Source organism: Caballeronia sp. RCC_10 (assembly GCF_041360715.1).
In the GTDB taxonomy this organism is placed as follows: Bacteria; Pseudomonadota; Gammaproteobacteria; order Burkholderiales; family Burkholderiaceae; genus Caballeronia; species Caballeronia grimmiae.
The window spans coordinates 1-24,238 of sequence record NZ_JBFUPT010000039.1 but is presented as its reverse complement, the minus strand read 5'-3'; the positions used below and the strand labels follow the sequence as shown (position 1 = coordinate 24,238).

The 24,238-nt window shown below is 61.2% G+C and carries 21 protein-coding genes; 18 read left to right on the top strand and 3 right to left on the bottom strand.

The features are described from left to right. Positions 1-118: 118 nt before the first annotated feature. Complete coding sequence (locus AB6804_RS28940) at positions 119-1,039, top strand: LysR family transcriptional regulator (protein ID WP_370889376.1); 921 nt, start codon at positions 119-121, stop codon at positions 1,037-1,039. Positions 1,040-1,246: 207 nt separating this feature from the next. Here the strand turns inward: AB6804_RS28940 and AB6804_RS28935 are convergent, their stop codons facing one another. Beyond that, the gene (locus tag AB6804_RS28935) at positions 1,247-2,281 is read right to left on the bottom strand and encodes a methyltransferase (RefSeq protein ID WP_370889375.1); all 1,035 of its coding nucleotides are present in this window, start codon (positions 2,279-2,281) and stop codon (positions 1,247-1,249) included. Between the two features lie 914 nt (positions 2,282-3,195). On the opposite strand from AB6804_RS28935, the gene atzF reads away from it, so the two are divergent. The 16 genes from atzF to AB6804_RS28855 all read left to right on the top strand — a co-directional run bounded on the left by atzF (position 3,196) and on the right by AB6804_RS28855 (position 20,477). Then, positions 3,196-5,019 (top strand): allophanate hydrolase, encoded by a 1,824-nt coding sequence (atzF, locus tag AB6804_RS28930; protein ID WP_370889374.1) that lies wholly within the window; start codon positions 3,196-3,198, stop codon positions 5,017-5,019. Then, complete coding sequence (locus AB6804_RS28925) at positions 5,016-6,113, top strand: BMP family ABC transporter substrate-binding protein (RefSeq protein WP_370889373.1); 1,098 nt, start codon at positions 5,016-5,018, stop codon at positions 6,111-6,113. Before atzF ends, AB6804_RS28925 begins: the two co-directional genes overlap by 4 nt. A 22-nt stretch (positions 6,114-6,135) precedes the next feature. After that, positions 6,136-7,251, top strand: a complete 1,116-nt coding sequence (locus AB6804_RS28920; RefSeq protein WP_370889372.1) for an ABC transporter permease — start codon at positions 6,136-6,138, stop codon at positions 7,249-7,251. Next, the gene (locus AB6804_RS28915; RefSeq protein WP_370889371.1) at positions 7,244-8,170 is read left to right on the top strand and encodes an ABC transporter permease; all 927 of its coding nucleotides are present in this window, start codon (positions 7,244-7,246) and stop codon (positions 8,168-8,170) included. The genes AB6804_RS28920 and AB6804_RS28915 overlap by 8 nt, the downstream gene beginning before the upstream one ends. Before the next feature lie 24 nt (positions 8,171-8,194). Next, positions 8,195-8,887 carry a cysteine hydrolase family protein gene (locus AB6804_RS28910; RefSeq protein ID WP_370889370.1) on the top strand — a complete coding sequence of 231 codons (693 nt, stop codon included), beginning with the start codon at positions 8,195-8,197 and terminating at the stop codon, positions 8,885-8,887. A gap of 2 nt (positions 8,888-8,889) precedes the next feature. Further along, complete coding sequence (locus AB6804_RS28905; RefSeq protein ID WP_370889369.1) at positions 8,890-10,485, top strand: ABC transporter ATP-binding protein; 1,596 nt, start codon at positions 8,890-8,892, stop codon at positions 10,483-10,485. A 13-nt stretch (positions 10,486-10,498) separates the two neighbouring features. Further along, positions 10,499-11,497 carry a formamidase gene (locus AB6804_RS28900; protein ID WP_370889368.1) on the top strand — a complete coding sequence of 333 codons (999 nt, stop codon included), beginning with the start codon at positions 10,499-10,501 and terminating at the stop codon, positions 11,495-11,497. A 4-nt stretch (positions 11,498-11,501) separates the two neighbouring features. Next, a complete protein-coding gene (locus AB6804_RS28895; protein ID WP_370889367.1) occupies positions 11,502-12,161 on the top strand; it encodes a cysteine hydrolase family protein in 660 nt (219 codons plus the stop codon). Then, entirely contained in the window at positions 12,161-12,559 is a 399-nt protein-coding gene (hpxZ, locus tag AB6804_RS28890) for an oxalurate catabolism protein HpxZ (RefSeq protein ID WP_370889366.1), read from the top strand. The genes AB6804_RS28895 and hpxZ overlap by 1 nt, the downstream gene beginning before the upstream one ends. A 57-nt stretch (positions 12,560-12,616) precedes the next feature. Beyond that, the gene (locus tag AB6804_RS28885) at positions 12,617-13,312 is read left to right on the top strand and encodes a GntR family transcriptional regulator (protein ID WP_370889365.1); all 696 of its coding nucleotides are present in this window, start codon (positions 12,617-12,619) and stop codon (positions 13,310-13,312) included. 777 nt (positions 13,313-14,089) lie between these two features. Then, positions 14,090-15,043 carry a C-terminal binding protein gene (locus AB6804_RS28880; RefSeq protein ID WP_370889364.1) on the top strand — a complete coding sequence of 318 codons (954 nt, stop codon included), beginning with the start codon at positions 14,090-14,092 and terminating at the stop codon, positions 15,041-15,043. A 72-nt stretch (positions 15,044-15,115) separates the two neighbouring features. Further along, positions 15,116-16,156 (top strand): ABC transporter substrate-binding protein, encoded by a 1,041-nt coding sequence (locus AB6804_RS28875; protein WP_370889363.1) that lies wholly within the window; start codon positions 15,116-15,118, stop codon positions 16,154-16,156. 78 nt (positions 16,157-16,234) lie between these two features. Next, positions 16,235-17,671, top strand: coding sequence for a sugar ABC transporter ATP-binding protein (locus AB6804_RS28870; protein ID WP_370889362.1), 1,437 nt, complete (start codon positions 16,235-16,237; stop codon positions 17,669-17,671). Positions 17,672-17,742: 71 nt separating this feature from the next. Further along, the gene (locus AB6804_RS28865; RefSeq protein ID WP_370889377.1) at positions 17,743-18,600 is read left to right on the top strand and encodes an ABC transporter permease; all 858 of its coding nucleotides are present in this window, start codon (positions 17,743-17,745) and stop codon (positions 18,598-18,600) included. Next, positions 18,597-19,547 carry an ABC transporter permease gene (locus AB6804_RS28860; RefSeq protein ID WP_035963214.1) on the top strand — a complete coding sequence of 317 codons (951 nt, stop codon included), beginning with the start codon at positions 18,597-18,599 and terminating at the stop codon, positions 19,545-19,547. Before AB6804_RS28865 ends, AB6804_RS28860 begins: the two co-directional genes overlap by 4 nt. Before the next feature lie 12 nt (positions 19,548-19,559). Then, positions 19,560-20,477 carry an SMP-30/gluconolactonase/LRE family protein gene (locus AB6804_RS28855; RefSeq protein WP_370889361.1) on the top strand — a complete coding sequence of 306 codons (918 nt, stop codon included), beginning with the start codon at positions 19,560-19,562 and terminating at the stop codon, positions 20,475-20,477. Positions 20,478-20,719: 242 nt separating this feature from the next. On the opposite strand, the gene AB6804_RS28850 is transcribed toward AB6804_RS28855, so the two are convergent. Then, on the bottom strand, positions 20,720-21,487 hold the full coding sequence (locus AB6804_RS28850) for a FadR/GntR family transcriptional regulator (protein ID WP_370889360.1): 768 nt from the start codon (positions 21,485-21,487) through the stop codon (positions 20,720-20,722). 504 nt (positions 21,488-21,991) lie between these two features. Further along, positions 21,992-22,900 carry a LysR family transcriptional regulator gene (locus AB6804_RS28845; RefSeq protein WP_370889359.1) on the bottom strand — a complete coding sequence of 303 codons (909 nt, stop codon included), beginning with the start codon at positions 22,898-22,900 and terminating at the stop codon, positions 21,992-21,994. Between the two features lie 102 nt (positions 22,901-23,002). Here AB6804_RS28845 and AB6804_RS28840 point away from each other — a divergent pair, with 102 nt between their 5' ends. Further along, a complete protein-coding gene (locus AB6804_RS28840; protein WP_370889358.1) occupies positions 23,003-23,809 on the top strand; it encodes a phytanoyl-CoA dioxygenase family protein in 807 nt (268 codons plus the stop codon). The last annotated feature ends 429 nt before the right edge of the window (positions 23,810-24,238 follow it).

Here is a 24,238-nt window from a genome sequence, read left to right as displayed (position 1 = left end):
GCCACACTCGCTTCCGCAGCTCAACCTCATGGCTCTAAACATTAAATTCGCTGTTGCGCTTCAACCTTGAAACCGCCGTGCCATGATGGAACAAATAGCGATAGAAAGACTGACAGGCTTGATTGCGTTCGCCCGCGCTGCGTCGCTTGGGAGCTATACGGCCGCCGCCAGGGCGCTTGGGGTCTCGCCGTCTGCGGTTAGCAAGAGCGTGCAGCGTTTGGAACAGCATTTCGGTCTTCGACTCTTTAGTCGAACCACACGCTCACTAAGGCTTACACCCGAGGGACGCGACCTCCTGGAACGCACCCAGCGTCTGCTTCGCGAGGCGGAAGGCATCGAGCAGGGCGTGGCAGCGGCGCGCGCAGAGCCTGCGGGCATCATCAAGGTCGCAGCGCCGTTGCCGGTGGGCGTGCATATACTGGCCGCCGCCATGCCGAGCTTTCGAAGGCGCTATCCGAAGGTGAGCGTCGACCTTCGGCTGAACGACCGCTACGTCGACCTGATCGACGAAGGCGTGGATGTCGCTATTCGAGTGGGCGACCCTGGAGACGCACGCCTGATCGTGCGCCGGCTTGCGCCGCACCGCATATGCGCGTTTGCCTCGCCCGCCTATATTCAGGAGCGCGGCTTGCCAACACATCCGAACGATCTCGCGGAGCACGACTGCATCAACTTCAGGTATCAGTCATCGGGACAGGAGGCTGCGTGGCCGTTCGACATGGGTGACAGGGTGCTGGAGTTCACGCCGCCCTCGGGCCTCATCATCGATGCGAGCGATGCGATTGCTGCAGCGCTTGTCGCAGGCGCGGGCATTGGCATCTCCGCAACCTATATTGCCGCGCCATATGTTGCGCGAGGGGAATTGATGCCGGTGCTTTCCCAGTTTGCGCATGATCGATTCCACTTGCATGCGTTATGGCCGGAGAGTCGACGGAGCAATCCGGCTGTCAAGGCGTTCGTGGGCTTCCTGCGAGAGATATTTCCGGACCCGACTCCATGGGACGCGCTGGTGAAGACGAAAGCCGGCATTCGCCCGTGACTTCACCCCGTGCCGGTCGGGTCGCCGATTCAGGCAAGGGGAGAGGACACGGTTGGCGGGTTGTGTTCAATCGAATCGGCTGGTTCGGATGGACGCCGTGCTGGCGCGCAACCATCGAGACTGACAGGTCTGAATCGAAACTCTCTCACCATCGTCGCTCGCGCGCTTGCGTCGCGTCGAGGGTAAAGCGCAACGATCAGGTGCCGGTCACTTGAAACCAATGACCATTGAATCCGGTCCGACCAGTGCCTCAATGCGCACTGCTTTAAAACCAGTTTCCTCCATCCATTGCCGACACTGTGCACCCGTGTAGTCGAACCCGCCCGGTGTCTCAATGAGCATGTTCAAACTCATCAACAAGCCGAAAACGTTCTTGCGACGTTCGTCGTCGATTACCGCGTCGTACACGATGAGCGCCCCGCCCGTCGGCAAGGCGGCGTAGCACTTGCTAAGCAGTTCAAGCTTCTGCGGCAACCCCCAGTCATGCAGGATGTGGCCCATGACCAGCACATCGGCCGACGGGCATTCGTCCTTGAAGAAGTCGCCCGGATAGAAGCGCAGCCGCTCTGTCAGGCCGTGTTCGGCGACATACCCGTTGAAGACTGGCTCGACGGCCGGCAAGTCGAAACCGCCACCTGTCAGATGCTCATGCGCGAGGGCAACCTGCACTGGCAGGGCGCCTTGCGCTGCGCCGATGTCGATAAACGTGCTGTATTCAGCCCACGGGAACTGTTGTGCGATCGCGCGCGCCGCGCCCAGGCTGACGCCGGTCATTGCCTGGAGGAAGCCGCGCAACGACGCTTCATCGCGGTAAATCGCGTCAAACGGATTGCCACCGCGCTTTGCCTCGTTTTGCGGAAGTCCGGTGACGAGTGCTTCGGTCAGCGAGCCCCAGAACGGATAAAGCCGTGCATTCGCCATCTCCAGCAGGCCGCCGATATAGCTGGGCTTGCCCTTATCGAGAAAGAGGTCGGTCTCAGGCGTGTTGTGATACACGGATCCTTCACGGTCCAGCAAATGAAGCGCGACTAGAGCATCCAGGAAGTCGTGCGCCGAACGTGGATGCAGGCCGAGTGCACTCGCAAGCTCCGACGCTTCGCGGGGACGGTTCGCAAGTTCTGTAAAAACACCGAGCTCAACCGCGGACAGGAGTGTCTTCGATGCCCAGAAGCCCATGCCTATCTGCAGCAGCCTGTCGGGAGACGTGGCGTGACTGAATTCGGACGCTGGCGCGCTCTCCATATCGCATCCTTCGTTTGATATACCTAAATTAAAGGGGTGCTTGATTCCGCTAGAAGTCCGAAGCTAACTGTAGGCGGTGCGTCGGCCCTGTTCAAGCCCCTTATGTGCGCCGGCGCGCATCGAGTTTTGCTCACTGGAAGGGGGAAACGCCTGCCGGTACACTGCCAAAGATTCGGCCGTTCGGGGACATTCGCAGGCGAAGAGATAGCTGCACCCGGCGGCAGTGCAAAGATCTAGGGGCGCAATCGGCGAGAAACATTCGCACGCCTCCCGCGAACACACTGATCCAAAAAGGGAAAGTCTTCATCACGACGGCGCACTAACGCCATAAGGCCAATGCGTTGACCGCAGCCGGTGCGCTTCTGCTCGACGCCGTTCTCAAGTATTCAGGCGACTGTCTCCGCGCTGCACAGGGCGGACACCCATGGCGCGGCCGCTTCGTCTGCGTGGATTTGACAGCGGCGAAGACCAGGCCGAACGTATTCTCGATGGCACCCGGATCAATCTGCACCGGTTCAGGAATCTAGATGTTGCCGCCATCGATGCGCAGTTCCACGGACTCACGCACGATGCGGCCAAAAGCTTGCCGGCGTGCGGTCAACCTCGTGATGTGCCGCGGCGATGGTCGTGCCGATTGCTCCCTGTCCCACGATCGCGACTGTCGGTTGTTCGGCCATCGTCACTCCCTTGGCGTTGGACGGCAAGAGAGGGCATGTTACTGGCAGGCTTCGTTATCGGCTTGCACCGCAAACGGGATCGTGCGCACCACGCGCGAGTGAGTCGTGACCTCGAATGGCGTACGCCAATTTTCCTCAAGGCAGCGACACACCGCCAAGCTATTGTTTTGCATGAGAAAGTAAGCGCTGGCATGAAGAGTGCGATGTGAATTTCGACTTGTATTCAAGTTTGAACTCATGAAAGCAACCGCAGCCGACCTGCCTTTCACCGTTCGCTCACTCGTCGATGCTTACGCACGCGGCGATACCGATCCGCTGCAAGTCATCACCATGACGCTCGCACGTATCGAAGCGAGCAAGCGGCCTGAAGCGTGGACACTCGTCGTTCCGGCATCCGATCTTCAAGCCACAGCGAGCGAACTCGCACGCGAACTCGTCGAACAGGGCGCTGCGATCTTCGAGCGCAAGCCGTTGTTCGGCGTGCCGTTTGCGGTGAAGGACAACATCGATATCGCGGGTTTGCCGACGTCCGCCGCATGTCCCGCGTTCGCCTATACGCCGAACGAGACCGCATTCGCCGTGCAGCGTCTGATCGATGCAGGCGCGATCCTGATCGGCAAGACCAACCTCGATCAGTTCGCGACCGGGCTCGTCGGCACGCGTTCGCCGTTCGGTGCGGTGCGGCAGGTGAATCATCAAGAGTATGTATCGGGCGGATCCAGTTCAGGTTCGGCGGTGACCGTGGCGCAAGGCATCGTCGCCTTCTCGCTTGGCACCGATACCGCCGGCTCGGGCCGCGTGCCTGCGGGCTTCAACGGCATTGTCGGACTGAAGCCGACGTTGGGCCTCGTCAGCAAGCGCGGCGTCGTGCCCGCGTGCAGAAGCCTGGATACGCTGTCGATCTTCGCGCACGACGTCGCCGATGCATGGCTCGTGCTGCAACAGATGGCCGCATTCGATGCACGCGACGGATTTTCGCGCCGCGTCGCATCGCTCGGACTGTTGCGCGGTGCACCGCGCGTCGCGATCCCCGACACGCTCGAATTCTTCGGCGACACGCAAGCCGCCGATGCCTTCGCCGCGACGCTCGATCATCTGAAGGTCGAACCTGCAACGTTCCCTTTCGCGCCAATGCAGCGCACCGCCGCGCTGCTTTACGACGGCCCGTGGGTCGCGGAAAGGCGCGCCGCGCTGGGCGAGTTCTTCGTGACGAATCGCGCAGACATCGATCCGACCGTAGCCAAGGTCATAAGTAAGGCCGATGGGGTATCCGCCGCCGACGCCTTCAACGGCCAGTACGAACTTACGCTGCTGAAGCGCGAAGCGGATGCCCTGTTCGAACGCTTCGATATCCTGATCGTTCCGACCACGCCGACGCATCCGACCATCGCAGAAGTGCAGGCGAACCCGGTCGAAGTGAACAGCCGGCTTGGCATCTACACGAACTTCGTCAATCTGCTCGATCTCTGCGCGCTCGCCGTGCCGTGTCTGCCACGCGCCGACGGCTTGCCTGCGGGCATCACGTTGATAGGTCCAGCGGGCGCGGACTGGCGGCTTGCCGTGCTCGGCGCGCAGATCCAGGCGCTTGCGGATGTCAGCATCGAGCCGCTGCCGCTTCAGGAACCGAGCGTCACGCTCGCCGTCGTCGGCGCACATCTTCGCGGCATGCCGCTCGAATGGCAGATGAAGCAGGCGGGCGCGCGGTTCGTCGAAGAGACCGTCACGTCGCCGCACTATGCGCTCTACGCACTCGCCGATACCCAGCCGCCCAAGCCGGGGCTCGTGCGCAGTCAGGCAGAAGGACGCTCGATCGCCATCGAACTGTGGGACATGCCCGTGCGCACCTTCGGCGCATTCGTCGCAGCAATCCCGGCGCCGCTCGGCATCGGCACCGTCACGACCGCCGATGGCCGCGTCGTCAAGGGCTTCATCTGCGAACCGGCCGCCGTCGCGCCTGGGAGCGGCGCGCTCGATATCACTTCATTCGGCGGCTGGCGTGCGTATCGGCACAGGCTTGTCTCCTCATCCAACGATCAACCCACACAGGAAGCCATATCATGACCAATCGCCGCCACTTCATCAAAGGCGCGGGCGCGCTCGCCCTCGGCAGCGCGTTGCCGTTCGATCTCGCCTTCGGCGCAAGCAATCTCACCGTCGGCGTGATCTACGTGGGCGCGAAAGGCGATTACGGCTATAACCAGGCGCAGGCGCAGGCGACTGCGATCATTAAGAAGATGCCGGGCGTGAAAGTGGTCGAGGAAGAGAACGTGCCCGAAACCGTCGCCGTGCAAAAGACGATGGAAGCGATGATCGAGCAGGACGGCGCGACGCTCATCTTCGCGACGTCGTTCGGCTACTTCGACCCGCACGTGCTCAAGATGGCCGCGAAGTATCCGAAGGTCCGCTTCGCGCATTGCGGCGGCTTGTGGAAGCAGGGCAATCCGCCGAACATCGGGAGTTACTTCGGCTATATCGACGAATGTCAGTACCTCAACGGCGTCGTCGCGGGCCACGCGAGCAAGAGCAAGAAGCTCGGCTTCGTCGCCGCAAAGCCGATTCCGCAAGTGCTGCGCAATATCAACGCGTTCACGCTCGGCGCGCAGTCGGTGGATCCATCGATCACCACGCACGTCATTTTCACCGGCGACTGGTCGATGCCGGTCAAGGAAGCCGAAGCGGCCAACAGTCTCGTCGATCAGGGATGCGATGTGCTGACCTGTCACGTCGATGGCCCGAAGGTCGTCATCGAAACGGCGGAGAAGCGCGGCGCGATGAGTTGCGGCTATCACGCGAGTCAGGCTGCGCTCGCGCCGAAGGGTTATCTCACGGGCGCGGAGTGGGACTGGGCGACGCCGTACAAGGCACTCGTCACCGATGCGCAAGCCGGCAAGCCGCAGCCGAATATCCTGCGCGGCGGCCTGAAGGAAGGCTTCGTGAAAATGTCGCCGTACGGCGCGAAGGTCACCACCGATGCAAAGGGCAAAGCCGACGCCATCAAATCGAAGATGGTCGCGGGCGATTACGTGATCTTTAAAGGCCCGATGAAGGACAACAAAGGCGACAGCGCCATTGCATCGGGCACGGCTTACGCGCAGACCGACATCAAGCTGGAAAGCATGAACTATCTCGTCGCTGGTGTCGTCGGGCAGATCTGATTCTTTCGTTTGCGGAGCCGGTATGCGTTCCTATCCTCTGTTACCGCGTGTGGCGCTGGGCGCGTTGCCTGCGTTGCCGACGTTGTGCGCGCTCATCGGCACACTGGTGATGTTTTCGCTGTTCCTGCTCGTGCAAGGCCAACCTGCCGATGATGCGCTCGTGCTGATCGCGCAAGGCGCATTCGGCTCGTCGTTCGCGTGGCAAAGCACATTGCTGCGTGCTGCGCCGTTGATGCTCACCGCGTTGTGCGTCGCGTTGCCTGCGCAGGTCGGGCTTATCGTGATTGGTGGCGAGGGGGCGCTTGCGTTGGGCGGACTCGCTTCAGCGGTCGTCGCGACGCTCGTGCCCGCCGCGATGCCGTGGTTCGTCGGTGCACCGTTGATCGCGCTCGCGGGCATGATCGCGGGCAGCGTGTGGATCGGCGCGGTCGGCGCAATGCGGCAACTGCGCGGCGTGAACGAGACCATCAGCAGTCTGTTGATGTCCTATATCGCGATTGCGTTGTTCAAGCATCTCGTCGAAGGCCCGTTGCGCGATCCCGCGAGCCTCAACAAGCCTTCGACGCCGCCCGTTCCCGATGCGTTCGCCATCGGCTCATTGCCGGGTCTCGATGTGCACTGGGGCCTGTTCTGGGGCGCGCTCGCATGCGTCGCGGCATGGGTGTTCGTGCGTCACAGCACCAAAGGCTTCGCGATGCGCATTGCAGGCGGCAACAATCACGCGGCGAAGCTCGTCGGCCTGCCGGTGAACAGGCTCGCCATCGCAGCTTGCGCAATGGGCGGCGCGGCAGCGGGTCTCGCGGGCATGTTCGAAGTCACGGCGGTGCAGGGAAGTGCGAACGCGTCGCTGCTGGCAGGTTATGGGTATGCGGGCATTCTCGTCGCGTTCGCGGCGCGTCAGAACCCGCTCGCGATCATCTTCTGCGCCGTGCTCGTCGGCGGCATCGAAGCGAGCGGTTCGCTGCTGCAGCGCCGCCTGGGGTTGCCCGATGCGACCACGCTCGTCCTGCAAGGCTTGCTGTTCGCCCACCTGCTCGCGTGGGAAGCGATGGGTGGCCGCCTCGCCGCATGGCGCATCAGATTGCAGGCGATGTCGGTCGCGCGTGCATCGGTTCGACTGGAGGGTACGCATGTCTGATGCACATTCACCCATCGCCGTGTTGTTGCTGTCGCTGTTCGCGGGCGCCATTCGCGTGAGCACGCCTTACTTGTTCGTGAGCATCGGCGAATGTCTGACGGAGAAGGGCGGGCGCGTCAATCTCGGCCTCGAGGGCATCCTGGTTTCAGGTGCGATGACCGGTTACGCCGGCGCGTATCTCTCAGGCTCGCCGTGGCTCGGCGTGCTCGCGGCCGGTAGCGCCGGACTGCTACTCGGCTGTCTGCACGGTCTCGTCTGCTCGTTGCCGCGCGTGTCGGACATTGCGTTCGGCATCGCGTTGATGCTGGTCGGGACCGGCCTCGCGTTTTATCTCGGCAAGCCGTTCATCGAGCCGCAAGCGCCGATGCTGCCGTCGATCGATCTCGGCGCGTGGGCGTCGTCGCCGCAATTGCACAACGCGTTGCACGTCAATCCGCTGTTCATCATCGGCGTGGCGCTGGCGTTCGCGTTGCAATGGGGCTTGCGTCATACGCGCTGGGGCATGGCGTTGCGGCTCGTCGGCGAGAACGCGGAAAACGCTCGCGCAATGGGATATCCGATCACGCGGGTGCGCATTCTAGCGACGACGGTCGGCGGTTTCTTCGCGGGCGTGGGCGGTGCGTATTTGTCGCTGGTTTATCCGGGGAGCTGGAACGAAGGCTTGTCGAGCGGCCAAGGCCTGATGGCCGTCGCGCTCGTCATCTTCGCGCGTTGGCAGCCTGTGCGATGCCTCTGGGCCGCGCTGATCTTCGGCGCGGCGGGCGCGCTCGGCCCGGCGTTGCAGGCCATCGGCGTGACGAGCGGTTACTACCTCTTCAACGCCGCGCCTTACGTGCTGACGCTCGTCATCATGATCGTCAATTGCCGCCCCGACCGCACGCTGGCCGGTGCGCCGGGCGAACTCAGTCTCACACGTTGAAGCATGAATCACGGAGCCCAACACATGACCCGCTTCATCGAAGCACGTCCCTATCCGTGGCCTTACGACGGCAATCTGCGGCCGGACAATACCGCGCTCGTCATCATCGACATGCAGACGGATTTTTGCGGTATTGGCGGTTACGTCGACAAGATGGGCTACGACCTGTCGATGACGCGCGCGCCCATCCAGCCGATCCGCAATGTGCTCACGCTTATGCGCGAGCAGGGCTTCACGATCATTCATACGCGCGAGGGGCATCGGCCGGATCTGTCGGACCTGCCCGCCAACAAGCGATGGAGAAGCCGGCGCGCGGGAACGAATGGCGTCGGTATCGGCGACGACGGTCCGTGCGGAAAGATTCTGGTGCGTGGCGAACCCGGCTGGGAAATCATCGACGAGTTGAAGCCGGTTGAAGGCGAGATCGTCATCGATAAGCCGGGGAAAGGTTCGTTCTGTGCGACCGACCTGGAGATGGTCTTGCGTACGCGCGGCATCGTCAATCTGGTGCTGACTGGCATCACCACCGATGTCTGCGTTCACACGACGATGCGCGAAGCAAACGACCGCGGCTTCGAATGCACGATTCTCGCGGACTGCTGCGGCGCGACCGATCACGGCAATCACGACGCAGCGCTCAACATGGTGTTGATGCAGGGCGGCGTATTCGGCACGGTATCGGATTCTAAGGCGCTGCTCGCTGCGCTGGGACGCTGACCATGAACGCTCCGACCAAGGCGATGGGCGTGGAAGTGCTCGGTGCGACGAAGCGTTTCGGCGCGTTCACCGCGCTCGACGACGTGACGCTCAAGGTGCGAGCCGGCACCGTGCACGCGCTGCTCGGCGAGAACGGCGCGGGCAAGAGCACGCTCGTGAAAGGGCTCGTAGGCTATGGCGTGCTCGACGAAGGCGAGATCATCGCGGATGCGCGGCAAGTGCGTATCGCGTCGCCGCGCGATGCGCAGGCGCTCGGCATCGGCATGGTGTATCAGCACTTCACGCTGGCAGCGGGCTTGTCGGTCGAGGAGAACCTGCTGCTCGCGCGCGGACGGTTGCCGTGGAAGATCAACTGGGCGAAGGAGCGCGGCGCGCTCGATGCGTTCATGCACTCGATGCCGTTTCGCCTGCCGCTCGATGCGCCCGTCGCAAGCCTTGCCGCGGGAGAAAAGCAGAAACTCGAAATCCTGAAACAGCTTTATTTGCAGCAGCGTTTTCTCATTCTCGACGAACCCACGTCCGTTCTCACGCCGCAGGAAGCCGACGAAGTGCTCGGCCTGATGCGCGATCTCGCCACGCGCGGCGAACTGACGGTGCTGATGATCACGCACAAGTTCCGCGAAGTGATGGCGTACGCGGACGATGTCACGGTGTTGCGCAAGGGCCAACTCGTCGGTACCAGCGCGGTGGCGGACACGAGCCGCGACGAGCTGGCCGCGTGGATGATGAGCGGTGAAACCGCGAAGGTGGACGATCCCGAACTCGCCCGGACGCCGTCTGAACGTAGGCCGCTCAAGGCGGATTCGCCAGTACGCCTGGCGCTTTCGAAGCTCAACGTCATCGACGATCGCGGACATATGGCGGTGCGCGACGTATCGCTGAGCGTGAGGTCGGGCGAGATACTCGGCATCGCAGGCGTATCGGGTAATGGGCAGAAGGAACTGATCGAAGCACTCGTCGGCCAGCGCCGCGTGCAGAGCGGCGAGATGCGCATGCTCGGAGAGCCGTATCGCGCGACCCGTGAAGAGATGACTCGGCTGCGCGTGTTTGCGTTGCCCGAAGAACCGCTGCGCAATGCTTGCGTCGCCAATATGAGCATTGCGGAGAACCTTGCTCTACGCGACTTCGACCGCGCACCGATGAAGCGCCACGGCTGGCGTCTCGATCGCCGCGCGATGCGCGAACGCGCCGAACGTCGAATCGCCGAATTCAATGTGAGACCGCCGGTGCCCGCGCGCGCCATCGGTACGCTGTCCGGCGGCAATGTGCAGCGCGCCGTGCTCGCTCGCGAGCTTGGGCAAGCGGTCGATGTGCTGATCGTCGCGAATCCGGTGTTCGGACTGGACTTCGCATCGGTCGCGGACATTCATGCGCGCATTCTCGCCGCACGCGATGCCGGCGCTGCGGTGCTGCTCGTCAGCGAAGACCTCGATGAACTGCTGGAACTGGCCGACCGTATCGCCGTAATCGCGGAAGGGCGACTGGTGCACGAAACGGCTGCAAGCGGCGCGGATCGCGTCGCGTTGGGAAGACACATGGCGGGCCACGTCGAAAGCGCCACGCGCGATGCGGCCGAACCCGTCACCGTCCACGCATAAGGAGCAAGGAAGAATGAGTTCGAGCGGTCTGGGTGGATTGAACAAGTCGCCGCAAGGCATCGTCGTCGGTCTCGTGCAGTTGCAGAATCCCGATGTCGCGACACCGGAGCAACTGGCCGCACAGACGCGGCGCATCGTCGAACTGGTCGGAAAAGCGCGGCGCAATAATCCGGCGATGGATCTCGTCGTGTTCCCGGAATACATGCTGCACGGCCTGTCGATGTCCACGGACGATGCCATCATGTGTTCGCTCGACGGTCCCGAGATCGCGGCGCTGAAGGCCGCGTGCATCGAGCATCGGATCTGGGGATGCTTCTCGATCATGGAGCGCAATCCGGGCGGCAACCCTTATAACAGCGGCATTGTCATCGACGATGGCGGCGAGATTCAGCTTTACTATCGCAAGCTGCATCCGTGGGTTCCGGTGGAGCCGTGGGAGCCGGGTAACGTGGGCGTGCCGGTCTGCATTGGGCCGAAGGGCGCCAGGTTGTCGCTGATCATCTGCCATGACGGCATGTTTCCCGAGATGGCGCGCGAGGCCGCTTACAAGGGCGCGGAAATCATTCTGCGCACGGCAGGCTATACCGCGCCCATCCGTCACGCATGGAAGATTACCAATCAGTCGAACGCATTCCAGAACCTGGCGCAGACCGCGAGCGTGTGTCTGTGCGGCAGCGACGGCACGTTCGACTCAATGGGCGAAGGCATGTTCTGCGATTTCGACGGTACCGTGATGGTCGAAGGCAGTCATCGTCCCGATGAAATCATCACGTGCGAGATGCGCCCCGACCTCGTGCGCGAAGCGCGCGTTCACTGGGGCGTGGAGAACAACATCTATCAGTTCGGGCATCGAGGCTATGTGGCCGTGAAGGGCGGCGCGCAGGACTGTCCGTACACGTTCATGCAGGACATGGTGCGTGGCGAATATCGTCTGCCATGGGAAGACGAAGTGGCCGTAAAAGACGGGACGTCATGCGGATATTCGAAGCCTGAACGCCGCTACGAGGGCTGACTCGATGCCTGTGCTAACGCGCGCCCGACCGTCTCCATTCTCGTTCGATGCATCGCATACGGCGCTGATCGTCATCGACATGCAGCGCGACTTCATCGAGCCGGGCGGCTTCGGCGAAGCCCTCGGCAACGATGTATCGCTGCTTGCTTCGATCGTGCCGGCCGTCGCGCGGCTGCTCGAACATGCGCGCGATCGCGGCTGGCTCGTCGTGCATACGCGCGAGTCGCATGCGCCAGATCTATCGGATTGTCCGGATGCGAAGCGGCTACGCGGCGCACCGCAGGCGCGGATTGGCGATATGGGACCGATGGGCCGGATTCTCGTGCGCGGCGAACCGGGCAATGCCATCGTCGATGCGGTCGCGCCCGTTGCGGGCGAGATTCTCATCGACAAGCCGGGCAAAGGCGCGTTCTACGCGACGCGTCTCGGCGAGGAACTGGCGCAACGCGGCATCACGCATCTCGTGTTCGCGGGCGTCACGACCGAGGTGTGCGTGCAGACGAGCATGCGCGAAGCGAACGATCGCGGCTACGAATGCGTGCTGATCGAAGACGCGACCGCGAGCTACATTCCAGCCTTCAAGGCTGCGACCATCGAGATGATGCGCTCGCAAGGCGGCATTGTCGGATGGACGGCAACGCTCGATGATCTATCGGAGAACTGATGGAATTGAATCATTCAGAAACCGTGGCCGAAGTCGAGCGCGCGTTCGTCGCATATGAAAAGGCGCTCGTCGAAAACGACGTCGAAACCATGAACGCGCTGTTCTGGCACGCGCCGGAAACGGTACGATACGGCATTGCCGAAGTCCAGCATGGCGGCGATGCAATTCGCCGCTGGCGCGAAACGTGCGCGCCGGTGCCGCGTTCGCGCCGTTTGCATCGCACGGTGGTGACCACGTTCGGCGCGGACTATGCCACCGTCAGCACTGAATTCACGAGCGACGCCACGCCCTTGCTTGGACGCCAGATGCAGACATGGGCGCGCGTGGGCGATGCATCGAACGCGTTTGCGGGATGGATCGTCGTTGCGGCGCATGTGAGCCTTATCGAGAAGCCCTGAAAGAGGCATTGCCGGAGACACCGAATCAACTCGCCCAAACTCACGGACACCAGTGCCGTGCGCGCCATTCAGAGCGCCAATCCGCTTGCCGAACAGGTCTACCAGCAGTTGAAGCAGGACATCTTCAGCTTTCGCCTGTTTCCGGGCGATCGTTTTTCGGAGACCGACATCGCGCAATATTACGGCGTGTCGCGTACGCCGATGCGCGATGCGCTATTTCGGCTGTTGCGCGAAGGCTATCTCGAAGTCGGCTTCAGGCGCGGCTGGAAAGTCTCGGAGATCAACTTCGCGCAGCTCGATCAGCTTTACGATTTGCGGATAGTGCTGGAGACCGCATCGATCGAAAAGCTCGCCGCCGCCGTGCCGCCGCATGCGGAAATCGAAGCGCTGAAGTCCATCTGGTGTGTGCCGGTCGAAGCGCGCGAAAGCGATCCTGTCGCCCTGTTCGGCATGGACGAGAACTTTCATCGCGGACTCGTGCGCGCGAGTGGCAACGGGGAAGTGCTGCGCGTGCATAACGAAGTGACGGAGCGCATTCGCATCGTGCGGCGGCTGGATTTTCTGAAGCCGCATCGCACCAGCGCCACTTATGACGAGCATGCGAAGATGCTGCGCTTCATTGATCGCGGCAAGTGCGGCGAGGCGGCCATGCTGTTACGCGCGCACATCACGCAGAGCAAGCTAGAGGTGCGGAAGATCACCGTATCGATGCTGACGGAGGCTCGTGAGCGCAAGCTGCCGTTCGTCGGCTGAGGGGTGCGGAGAAATCATTCGTGCCTCGCGCGGGCAATGAATCGTTAGTTGTTCGAATTTTATTACGCGTCAGACGGGGTGGCATTGCATTGAGCCAATTCCTCAATCAGTCTCGGGCCGGCTGTATGTGCGCTCACGAGCGATCCGGATTTCGTAGCGAACGGACGATATTCATATTCCTAACTAAAACGTGCGCTTAGGCGCCTGAGCTCCGTGCCGGTTAGCGCCTGTGCATTAACGTGCATCAAGAAACCCGCTTTGCGCGGCGGGGCGCCCGGCGCGTGGGCTTCATTCACATAGTGGCGTGGGACGCATGCGCGTAACACGTCGCCGACCGCATCGGCGCGATGCAAACGCGAATCCAGCGGCAGCATCAGCGGGAAGCCCTGACCACTGCACGCTACGCGAGTCCCAGGCGCGCCACGTTGGCCGTACTCCGGAGTTCCTGCACGAAGCTCCCTCCGAAAAATCGCACACCGCCCTTAGCGAAGCATCATTTTCCGTTGGCAGATAGACCGGCGTTGGATCGACCCTCTCCGCGACTCTCTCTTTCGATGGCATCTGCGCGATGCGATTGTCCGCACGCAAACCGATCTCGACGAGGCGTCGCGCGAACCGGTCGATCAGCGCAAGTAATCCCGGGCGGTTGATCAGGGAGCGTTGGAGAGGTCGGCAAAGAAACCGTCATGTGGCAGAATTGGCTAAGTGGTTTTACCAATTTGCCAATCGGCGACCGATCCCTACACTGCTCCCTCGTCCATAGACCGAAAAGAAAAAATGCGAGTGTTAATTACCGACTACGACTTCCCGGACTTGGAAATCGAGAAGTCACTCTTTGAGAAAGCGGGAATCGAGGTGGTCGTCGCCCAATGCCGTACTGAGGAAGATGTCATTGCTGCGGCCGAAGGCTGCCAAGGCCTTCTCGTTCAATACGCGCCAATCAACGAGCGGGTTTTCGCTGCAAGGCCGGAGGTCCGGATCGTTAGCAGGTTTGGCGCAGGCTTCGATACGGTGAACACCGTCGATGCCGGCCGACACGGCGTATGGGTAGCAAATTCCCCGGACTACGGCGTGGGCGAAGTTGCAACCCATGCGTTCGCGATGACATTGGCACTGGTGCGTCACGTGGTCCTTTACGACCGTGATGTCAAGGCGGGGAACTGGCACTACGCTAGTTCCGGGCGACTGAAGCGGGCCTCGGACATGACGCTCGGCATCGTCGGACTTGGTCGTATCGGCAAGCGGATGGCACACATTGCCCGTGACAGTTTCGCTCATGTCGTGGCCTTCGACCCCCATCTGATCGACGGCGATTTCCCCCCGTATGTAGAACGCGTGGACCTGCGGACGCTCTTTGAACGGGCCGACGCCGTGTCTTTGCACGTGCCGCTCACTCGAGACACGACAGGCTTGGTGAATGCCGCGCTGCTGGACTTGATGAAGCCTGGGAGCTATCTCGTCAACACCTCACGCGGTGGAGTCGTGAACATCGACGACGTGCTGACGGCGCTCAACAGCGGAAAGCTCGACGGCGCAGCACTGGACGTTCTCCCCGTCGAGCCGCCAGAAACACACTCACGCGTCGTGCAGCATCCCCGTGTGCTGATCTCGCCGCATGCGGCGTTCTATTCAGTTGTTGCCGGCGCCGAATTGCGGCGCAAGGCGGCACAGAATCTGGTCGATTGGGTGCGCAACGGACGTCCTTCGTACGTGGTCGTGGAAGGAAGATAAATGGCAGCCGCAGCATAGCCGCGCCGGGAAGGGCAGCTAACTACGCAACATCATTCAATCAAGAGGAATCGGATGCATAACGATAAATTCAAGCGTGTCGCGCGGGTTGTCGCCGCGCTTGCACTGGGCGCCGCGACGTCGACCGTCCATGCGCAAGTCGCTACGGGCAATACGTCGCAAGCCAAGATCGCGTTGTCGAACAACTACGCTGGCAATTCGTGGCGTCAAGCGATGCTCAAGAGCTGGAACAACGCTTCCACGGCGGCGACCAAGGCGGGGATCATTGCAGGCGCATCTGCTTTCACAACTTCAGGGAACCAGATTACCGAACAGGCGCAGCAGGTCCAGAACCTGATCCTGCAGGGATACAAAGCCATCGCTATCGACGCTGCGTCGCCGACTGCGCTCAACGGCGTCATCAAACAGGCATGCAACGCGGGCATCGTAGTCGTGTCCTTCGATGGAATCGTGACCGAACCATGCGCATACCGGGTGGTCGTCGACTACAAGAAGATGGGCGAGATGCAGCTGGACTACCTCAGCGAGAGGGTCAAGTCCGGGAATCTGCTCGAGATTCGAGGCATCGCCGGTTCGTCGATCGACGAACAGATCCACGGGGGCATCGCGAGCGGGCTGCAGAAACATAACGGGTTCAAGACGGTTGGTACGGTCTATGGCAACTGGACTCAGACCGTGGCGCAAAAAGAGGTGACGGGTATTCTGCCGACGCTTCCCAAGATCGATGCCATCGTCACTCAGGGGGGCGACGGTTACGGTGCAGCGCAGGCGTTCAAGGCAGCCGGCCGACCGGTGCCGGTCATCATCATGGGCAATCGCTATGAGGAGCTCGACTGGTGGAAGCAGCAATCGAAAGAAGGGTATCAGACGATGTCCGTTTCCATCGCGCCGGGCATCTCGACCTTCGCATTCTGGGTTGCGCAGCAAGTGCTTGCTGGAAAGAAGATGCCGCACGACGTCATCGTGCCCCTGGTCATGGTCGAGCAGAGCAACCTCGATGACATGCTCAAGAAAACCCAGCCGGGCGGCGTAACGAACGTCGAGTACACACAGGACGATGTGGTGAAGCTGGTCGACAGCATGCCGAAGCATTGAGTGAAGAGGTCGCCGGCCTCCTCACGGCGCGCGGGGTGAATTCCCCGCGCGCATTCTTCGACGATTCGAGAGATAAGCATGTCCAGCACGATCGTTTCACTCACCGACATTCATAAGCACTTCGGCAGCAACCATGTGCTCGATGGTCTGAATTTCGCCGTCGAGAGCGGCGAATGCGTCGGGCTGCTCGGGCACAACGGCGCCGGCAAATCCACGCTGATGAACATTCTTGCGGGCACGCTCGCGATCGACAGCGGAGAGATGCGAATCGGCGACCGGAAGGTCGCTGCGCATTCTGTCAATGATGCTCATTTGTCGGGAATTCGTTGTGTATTTCAGGAGCTGTCGCTGTGTCCCAACCTGACCGTAGCCGAGAACGTGCGCGTACTGCACCATGGGCTGTCGGGGTGGGGCTGGCGCAGGCGCGCCGCGCGTCTCATCACGGAAAAGCTCGACGAGATTTTTCCGGACCATGGCATTCGATCGGACGCGGTGACGAGCGACCTGACGCTCACGCAGCTTCAGATGGTCGAAATCGCGCGGGCGTTCACGGAAGTAGACGTACCGGTCAAGCTCGTGCTGCTCGACGAACCGACCTCGAGCCTCGACTCGACAACGGCTGACCAGTTACTGAACTACGTGCAGACCGCAACTGCGCGGCAGCAGGCAGTCATTCTGATTTCGCACATGCTGGGTGAAATCGTGCGCGCCGCTGATCGCAGCGTCGTGATGCGCGACGGACGTGTCGTCGCGACGTTCAATCGAGGGGCGACCAAGAACGAACTGGTCGCCGCGATGGGCAACGTGGCTACCGAGACTCACGGTAGCGCTCCCGCACGCATGAGCAACACAGGCGAGCTACGCGTGGATCTTGCAGTCAAAGGGGAACGCGTTACCGCACGCAAGGGCGAAATCATCGGCCTTGCAGGACTTGCTGGTCATGGTCAGACGGAAGTGCTGCTCGAGGTGTTCGAGCAAGCCCGGCGAGGATCGTCGATCGCAAACGGCACGGTTGCTTTCGTCGCGGGAGATCGCGCTAGAGACGGTGTTTTCCCGTCCTGGTCGATCGGCGCCAATCTGTCGATTAGCGCAACCGCGCGGCTGTCGCGCGCAGGGTTCATTTCGCTCGAGTCGGAAGCTGCGCTCGGACAAGCGTGGCGGGACCGTGTGCGCATCAAGACCCTGGACATGAATCAACCGATATTGTCGCTATCCGGGGGCAACCAGCAGAAGGTTCTATTCGCACGGGCCCTCGCAGCCGACGCCGATATCGTGCTAATGGATGATCCGCTGCGGGGCGTCGATATCGGCACCAAACTCGAGGTCTATCGGTTGATCCAAAGCGAAGCGGAGCAAGGGCGGACTTTTCTCTGGTACTCGACTGAGCTCGACGAACTGGTCTATTGCGATCGCGTCTATGTATTTCGCAGCGGGCAGGTGACAGGCTGTTTTTCTGCTGACGAGTTTTCGGAGGACAAGGTGATCAAGGCTTCATTCGAGGAGGTGGCGCTGTGAACGCATTGCTCCAGCCCGCGCGGCTGCGCGCAGCATTGCCGGTGCTCTCGCTGCTGATCGTGGTGTTGCCGATGTTCTATCTGCAACCGCAGACCTTCAGCTATTTCGGCATCAACACGCTGATTAGCCTGGCCGTTCCAATCGTGCTCGCGACGATGGCCCAGATGTGCGTCATCACCGTGAATGACCTCGATCTTTCTATCGGAAGCTTCGTCAGCTTCGTAGCGTGCGTCGGCGCCTCGGTCCTGCAACAGAGCACTGTCTTGGGCATTGCTGTGCTCGTGGGGTGTGTGCTGGTGTATTGCGCAATCGGGATGCTGATCGAGTGGCGCAACCTGCCCTCTATCGTCGTGACGCTCGGGATGTCGTTTGTCTGGCTCGGACTAGCGCTCCTGCTGATGCCGACTCCTGGCGGCAGCACGCCCGAGTGGCTGCAGCAGCTGGTTCAGTGGCATACGCCGGTGATCCCGTTTCCTTTAGTGGCTGCCGTGGTCATTGCTGTGGCGACGCACTTTTTCCTCATGCGCTCAGCGTGGGGCACGCTCTTGCGCGGCGCCGGCGGTAATGGTCGCGCGCTGGCTCGCGCCGGCTGGTCGCTGCTGTGGGCGCGTGGCCTGATGTACGCACTAGCGGGCATTTTCGGCGTGCTGTCGGGACTGACGCTGGTTGGCTTCACGACCTCGGCGGATGCAAACATCGCATTGCGTTACACGATGATTTCTATCGCAGCGGTCATTCTCGGCGGCGGTGAATTCGTCGGCGGAAGAATCTCTCCGTGTGGCGCGGTCATCGGAGCACTGACGCTAACGCTTGCAGCATCGCTGCTTTCATTTCTGGAAATCTCACCAACATGGCAAATCGGAGCGCAAGGCGTGATTCTCATCATAGTGTTGTCCCTGCGGGCAGTGATCGGACGGACGCGAGCATGAGTCCGTTCTTGGCGGTTCGGACGACCCTGAGCAAACCCTGGCTGTGGTCGTATGCCGGCGCCTTGATGGTGTGGCTGATTACCATCGGCGGCGTCCGGGGGCAGGGCGCCGGCGGCATCGTCGCTGCGGCATTGGCGTTCTCGGTGTTCCTGGTTCTGGTCGGCCTGGGGCAGATGCTCGTCATCACTTCGGGCCCGGGCAACATCGACCTGTCCGTGCCTTCGACGATTACCCTTGCGGGCGTTGTCTCGATGCAGTTGATGGGCGGGGAAAGCCAAATGATCGTGGCCGGCGCGCTCGCCGCCGTCGCTGTCGGTATCGTGGTCGGGACTTTCAATTACGGCCTGATACGCTTGCTGCGGATTCCGCCGATCATCGCGACCATGTCGTCGAGCTTTCTGATTCAGTCCATGGCGATCAGCTACAACGAGGGCGCACGCGCGGCACCGCCGTCCACGCTCGTCGCTTTCGCGAACGGCCGCGTGATGGGCGTGCCCTACACGGCTATCGGGGTCGTTGCGCTGGCTGTTGCGCTCGGCTACGTGACGACTCGCACCGTGTATGGCCGCTCGCTGTCAGCCATTGGCCAGAACGCGGGCGCCGCGCGCCTGGCCGGCGTCAGGGTCGAGCGCACGCGCTACTTCACCTACGCTGTCTGCGCCGTGCTGGCGGCCCTTACCGGATATCTGCTCGCTGCCTTCTCGGGCGGCGCGACACTCGACATGGGCGACGACTACATGCTGTCGTCGATTGCGGTGACGGTCATAGGCGGCACCGCCGTCGCGGGGGGCCGTGCCAGTGTCCCGGGGATTTGGGGTGCCGCGCTGTTCCTGTTCCTGATGGTGGCCATGCTCAACGCGCTAGGCGTCGGCGCGGGGCTTCGACTTGTCATTACCGGTGTACTCATCATCGGCATCATCATCTTCGCAAGTAAACCAAAGAACTGAAAAGGAGCGCGAATGTCAGCAGAAGGGTGCGGTTACGAGATTATCGACCCGGCATTCCGGGAACTCATTCTTCCCAACGCATGGGTCGAGAAACTCTATGGCGGCTGCCGCTGGGCCGAGGGACCGGTGTATTTCACGGACGGCGACTTTCTCGTGTGGAGCGACATCCCTAATAACCGGATGATGCGCTGGGTTCCGGACCTGGGTGTGTCGGTGTTTCGCCAGTTTTCGAATTACAGCAACGGCAACACGCGCGACCGGCAAGGGCGGCTCGTGTCGTGCGAGCAGGGCGGGCGGCGCGTCACGCGTACCCAGCCGGACGGCACGATCGAGGTGATTGCCGACCAGTATCAGGGCAAGCGGCTCAATTCGCCTAACGATGTCGTGGTCGCATCCGACGACAGCATCTGGTTCACCGATCCGACCTACGGCATTCATAGCGACTACGAAGGTTATAAGGCGCAAAGTGAGATAGGCGCCTGCTATGTCTACAGATGGGACGCGCGTAGCCGCGAGTTGTCTGTCGTCGCGGACGATTTCTTGAAGCCCAACGGGCTCGCTTTCTCTCCGGATGAAAGCCAGCTCTACATTGCCGATACAGGCGCTACGCACACGGAAAACGGCCCGCATCACATCCGCGTATTCGACGTCGTGGATGGCGTGACGCTGGCTAATGGGCGAGTATTCGCGGAAATCGATCCGGGACTCGCTGATGGGTTTCGCCTTGATGTGCAGGGCAACGTCTGGACGTCGGCTGGCGACGGCGTGCATTGCTATTCCCCGGCAGGCAAGCTGCTCGGCAAGATCAAGATTCCAGAAGTTGTCGCGAACGTGACGTTTGGTGGACCGAAGCGCAATCGGCTGTTCATCGCAGCGACCAGTTCGATCTATGCGGTGTACGTCGGAGTTGCCGGCGCACAAAGGCCTTGAAGCTATCTAACGGCGCACTTTCAATCTCTTGCAAGCAAGCTGCTAGATAGGATGGGAAGTCTTTCCCGGGACGCTTTGAGGCGGTACACGGCTACGGAACGACGCTAAGGAAAGAAACGGCAAACGCCACTGCGAATTCGTGGCCCGGCGAGATCCACGGTTATGCCACCAAGCGCTGTCGAGGTATTCGCCTCGACGGCGCGCGACGCGTTTACCGAAGGCCGCAAGACCGCTTCGTGCGTCTAGGCAGGCCGTTTAGAAGGGCGACGAGTGGCGCGAGCGGGCGCCGTTACGTCATCCGGGGCGGCGTCCTGCGTCAAGCTGGACGTGAGCCGCTTGAACGACGAATCCATATGCTTGTGCATGGCCGCACGAGCAGCAGTCGCGTTCTTCGCGCGGAGCGCGGCCAGGATCGCCCTGTGCTCTGCCACTGCCTGGGCCCATACCGCAGTCGTATCGAAATGACTGTTCAACAAGTCGAAGAGCGGCCCCATGCGGGCATCGAACAGACGTGTGACCAGTCCGACCAGCACGCTGTTGCCCGTTGCTTCGGCGAGTGATACGTGAAACAACCGGTCAGCCTCGAGGGGATCGATGCCCGCCGCGATCTGGGTTTCCATCGCGTCGATCGCTTCTTCGATGGCCTTGAATTGGGCTGCCCGCCCTGTTTTCGCCGCAGTCGCTGCGACTTCACCCTCGACGAGCTTGCGGGCCCGGATGAGTTCCAGAGGGCCTTCTTCGCTCGACAGGTCCAGCACATCGTTGTTGCGCTGTTGGCGCGTTGCACGCACGTAGATGCCGGAACTGACGCGTACCTCAATCAGACCTTCCACTTCGAGCGCAATCAAGGCTTCTCGCAACGAAGGCCGACTGACGCCCAGTTGAACTGCCAGGTCACGTTCCGTCGGCAGCCGAGTCCCAACCGGGAATTCCCCGCTCATGATGAGCGCGCGCAACTGATCGCTGATCTTCCGGTAAAGTCGCTGGGGTTCGATTGCCTTGATGGGCATAAGCTATTCCGTCGCTGTTACTAATATTTGACTAGGCACAATCCAGAATGAGGGAGCGGTCGGCGGTCGCTGCCCCTGCCTGCCTGATACGAGAAATTATACGCGCCCGCGACCCCGCTCCATGCTGGGAAAACCATGAGGAGACTGGCTGCCACGCGCTTTGCCGCAGAGGTGGCGCATAGGCATGTCGTCTCTTGTCCGCTGCGTTGCGGACGCTCGGCTGCAGTAGTGGGCCGATCCATTGCCGATACCGCTGTAAGGCAAGGTAGACGGAGCGAATGCGCTCCATAAGACAGTCCTCGCTTTTCTCGCAGCGTCCGTTCCACACGGTGACGAAGCGGGATAAGCGGCCGACCGCAGCGTTCTTTTGGCGACCGTCGTGCGTATTGACGGTCGATTGATTAGCTATGCTACTAATTTGCCTTTCGCTGCTTCGTAGAAGATAGCGATCGATGTAAGCATTGAGTAACCGACGCCAGCCTTTACAAGCTGCTTGGTGAGTACTTACTCGCCCTTCGCTTTTCGCGTTGCGTGCGCGGCGATCTCGCAGGCGAGTTTAACGAAAGCGCCTAGCGCAGCGGGCGGATTGGGCTCCTTCCATGCAAGGTAAAGCTCGCTTTTGGCGTGCTGTTCGCGCAGGGGACGATAGACGACGTTGTCCATGTGCGTTCGTTGAACTGACGCCGGTACGAGCGTCACACCAAACCCGGCGCTGACGAGGCCAAGGGAAGCGTAGATCTGCCCCATTTCGAAGCTCGTGGACGGAGAAAATCCGGCGAGTGCACACAACTGGTTGATGGTGGCGTGATAGTCAGGCGCGACGTCTTTCCGGTAATTGATGACGCGCAACTGCGTACAGTCTTTGATGGAAATATGCCGTTTGGCTGCGAGAGGGTTGTCCTTTGCGATGGCAACGTAAAACGGCTCCTGAAGCAACAAGACGCTGTTCAGTTGAGTATCCGTCGGCACAGAGCGGACGAAGGCCAGATCGACGTCGCCTCGGTTCAGGGCATTGATCTGTTCCGCAGAGGAAAACCATCGAAGTTCGACTGTCACCGCAGGGTAACGCTGCTGGAATTCACGCAAGAGCGGGGGCAGCAGTGTGTACGCAATGTGCTCGAAGAACCCGACCGCCACCCGGCCGATTTCCCCTCTCGCCGCGCGTTGCGAATCCACGATCGCGGCGTTCGTTTCCGCCAGAATGCGCTTTGCCCGTTCTTCGAAAACTTGCCCCGCCGCTGAAAGAAAGACTCGTTTGCCCCGGCGCTCAAGAAGCGAGACGCCCACTTCCTCTTCCAGTTCCCGTATCTGCCGGCTCAACGGCGGCTGCGCCATGTGCAGCTCATTTGCCGCCTTGGTGAAGTTGAGTGTGCGTGCCACCGTTACGAAGTAGCGAAGATGACGGAGCTCCATCGGGTACCTTTTAGGTATCGATACGCAACTTATTATATCTTTTACATCGGATGCGCCCGGTCTTAGGATTCTGACATCAGGCCAACATGTCAGGAGACCCTCATGAAACTTACCGCGTCACAGCTGGAAGCGTACGAGCGCGATGGGTTCGTTGTTCTGCCGGAGCTTTTCACGGAAGAAGAGGTCCGACATATGAAGAGCGAGCTGCGCCGCATCCAGAAGATCGACACCGACCATCTTGTCCGTGAAAAAAACGGCGGCATCGCAAAGACGATCTACAAAGTTCACGAGACCGAGAGTCCGACGGCATCGGCGGTTTTCCACTCCGCAGTGCGCTCTCCCCGATTGCTCGAGCCTGCACAACAACTGATCGACGATACCCAACTTTACGTCTATCACACAAAGTGCAACTTGAAGACGGCAATCGACGGTTCTGTCTGGCAATGGCATCAAGACTTCGGCACCTGGCATATCGACGGCGTGAAAGAGCCGCAGATGACAACCGCGTTGGTCATGCTCGACGAGCCGACCGAAATGGGCGGATGTCTCTACTTCATTCCGGGAAGCCACAAGCTGGGCTCGCTCGATCCGGTGTTCGACGAGGCAACCGGTTACCGCTTCTACGTGGTGCCTAAGCCGACCATGCTCGAGATTTTGTCCAGCCATCGCAAGGCCGTGCCTATCGTCGGCCGCACGGGAACCGTCGTGTTCTTCGACGCCAACATCGTTCATTCTTCAGGTCACAACCTGTCCGGTGACGATCGATGGCAGGTCTATGTCGTCTACAACGGGGTGAAAAACAAGCCTGAAGAAGTCGAGCAGCCGCGACCGGATTATGTGCGTTCGACGAATTTCGCTCCTCTGGAGGTCGGTTCAGACGAGATTCTCGGCGGAGTTCAGGTCGGCTGATTTCGGCGTAGGCGTCGCGCGCCAGGGCTTGTGCCTGAAGACCAGCGGGGAGCGAGAACGTGATTGCCGATACGCGTGCACGTTGCTTTCGGCAGTCACGGTAACGCAATCGACTCGGCCTTATCTGCGAATGTCTGCCCGCGATGCCGCCAGAAGGGCTTCATGAGGCGACGGAGTAGTTGACTGACGGCTTGCGCCAGATGATGCCGACCGCCACCATGGAGCCGGCGATCATCCGCGTTGACTGACGGTTCGAACTGCCGTTGACGCTTCGACAACAGGCGCCCGAATTCGCTCAACTCATGGTCGACAATGGGTCGCGTTCGGCTGGTCGCCAGCGACAGGCAGCAAGTGATCTTACCCACGAACCGTGGACACTCTGACTTGAGCAACGGTTAATGTTTCGAAGGGCAGCGGCGCTTGGTAGCC

What these genes read in the sequence shown, in the direction of transcription:
- AB6804_RS28935 (WP_370889375.1), bottom strand. Translation starts at nt 2,281, where the DNA reads ATGGAGAGCGCGCCAGCGTCCGAATTCAGTCACGCCACGTCTCCCGAC.
- atzF (WP_370889374.1), top strand. Translation starts at nt 3,196, where the DNA reads ATGAAAGCAACCGCAGCCGACCTGCCTTTCACCGTTCGCTCACTCGTC.
- AB6804_RS28925 (WP_370889373.1), top strand. Translation starts at nt 5,016, where the DNA reads ATGACCAATCGCCGCCACTTCATCAAAGGCGCGGGCGCGCTCGCCCTC.
- AB6804_RS28920 (WP_370889372.1), top strand. Translation starts at nt 6,136, where the DNA reads ATGCGTTCCTATCCTCTGTTACCGCGTGTGGCGCTGGGCGCGTTGCCT.
- AB6804_RS28915 (WP_370889371.1), top strand. Translation starts at nt 7,244, where the DNA reads ATGTCTGATGCACATTCACCCATCGCCGTGTTGTTGCTGTCGCTGTTC.
- AB6804_RS28910 (WP_370889370.1), top strand. Translation starts at nt 8,195, where the DNA reads ATGACCCGCTTCATCGAAGCACGTCCCTATCCGTGGCCTTACGACGGC.
- AB6804_RS28905 (WP_370889369.1), top strand. Translation starts at nt 8,890, where the DNA reads ATGAACGCTCCGACCAAGGCGATGGGCGTGGAAGTGCTCGGTGCGACG.
- AB6804_RS28900 (WP_370889368.1), top strand. Translation starts at nt 10,499, where the DNA reads ATGAGTTCGAGCGGTCTGGGTGGATTGAACAAGTCGCCGCAAGGCATC.
- AB6804_RS28895 (WP_370889367.1), top strand. Translation starts at nt 11,502, where the DNA reads ATGCCTGTGCTAACGCGCGCCCGACCGTCTCCATTCTCGTTCGATGCA.
- hpxZ (WP_370889366.1), top strand. Translation starts at nt 12,161, where the DNA reads ATGGAATTGAATCATTCAGAAACCGTGGCCGAAGTCGAGCGCGCGTTC.
- AB6804_RS28880 (WP_370889364.1), top strand. Translation starts at nt 14,090, where the DNA reads ATGCGAGTGTTAATTACCGACTACGACTTCCCGGACTTGGAAATCGAG.
- AB6804_RS28875 (WP_370889363.1), top strand. Translation starts at nt 15,116, where the DNA reads ATGCATAACGATAAATTCAAGCGTGTCGCGCGGGTTGTCGCCGCGCTT.
- AB6804_RS28870 (WP_370889362.1), top strand. Translation starts at nt 16,235, where the DNA reads ATGTCCAGCACGATCGTTTCACTCACCGACATTCATAAGCACTTCGGC.
- AB6804_RS28865 (WP_370889377.1), top strand. Translation starts at nt 17,743, where the DNA reads ATGTTCTATCTGCAACCGCAGACCTTCAGCTATTTCGGCATCAACACG.
- AB6804_RS28860 (WP_035963214.1), top strand. Translation starts at nt 18,597, where the DNA reads ATGAGTCCGTTCTTGGCGGTTCGGACGACCCTGAGCAAACCCTGGCTG.
- AB6804_RS28855 (WP_370889361.1), top strand. Translation starts at nt 19,560, where the DNA reads ATGTCAGCAGAAGGGTGCGGTTACGAGATTATCGACCCGGCATTCCGG.
- AB6804_RS28850 (WP_370889360.1), bottom strand. Translation starts at nt 21,487, where the DNA reads ATGCCCATCAAGGCAATCGAACCCCAGCGACTTTACCGGAAGATCAGC.
- AB6804_RS28845 (WP_370889359.1), bottom strand. Translation starts at nt 22,900, where the DNA reads ATGGAGCTCCGTCATCTTCGCTACTTCGTAACGGTGGCACGCACACTC.
- AB6804_RS28840 (WP_370889358.1), top strand. Translation starts at nt 23,003, where the DNA reads ATGAAACTTACCGCGTCACAGCTGGAAGCGTACGAGCGCGATGGGTTC.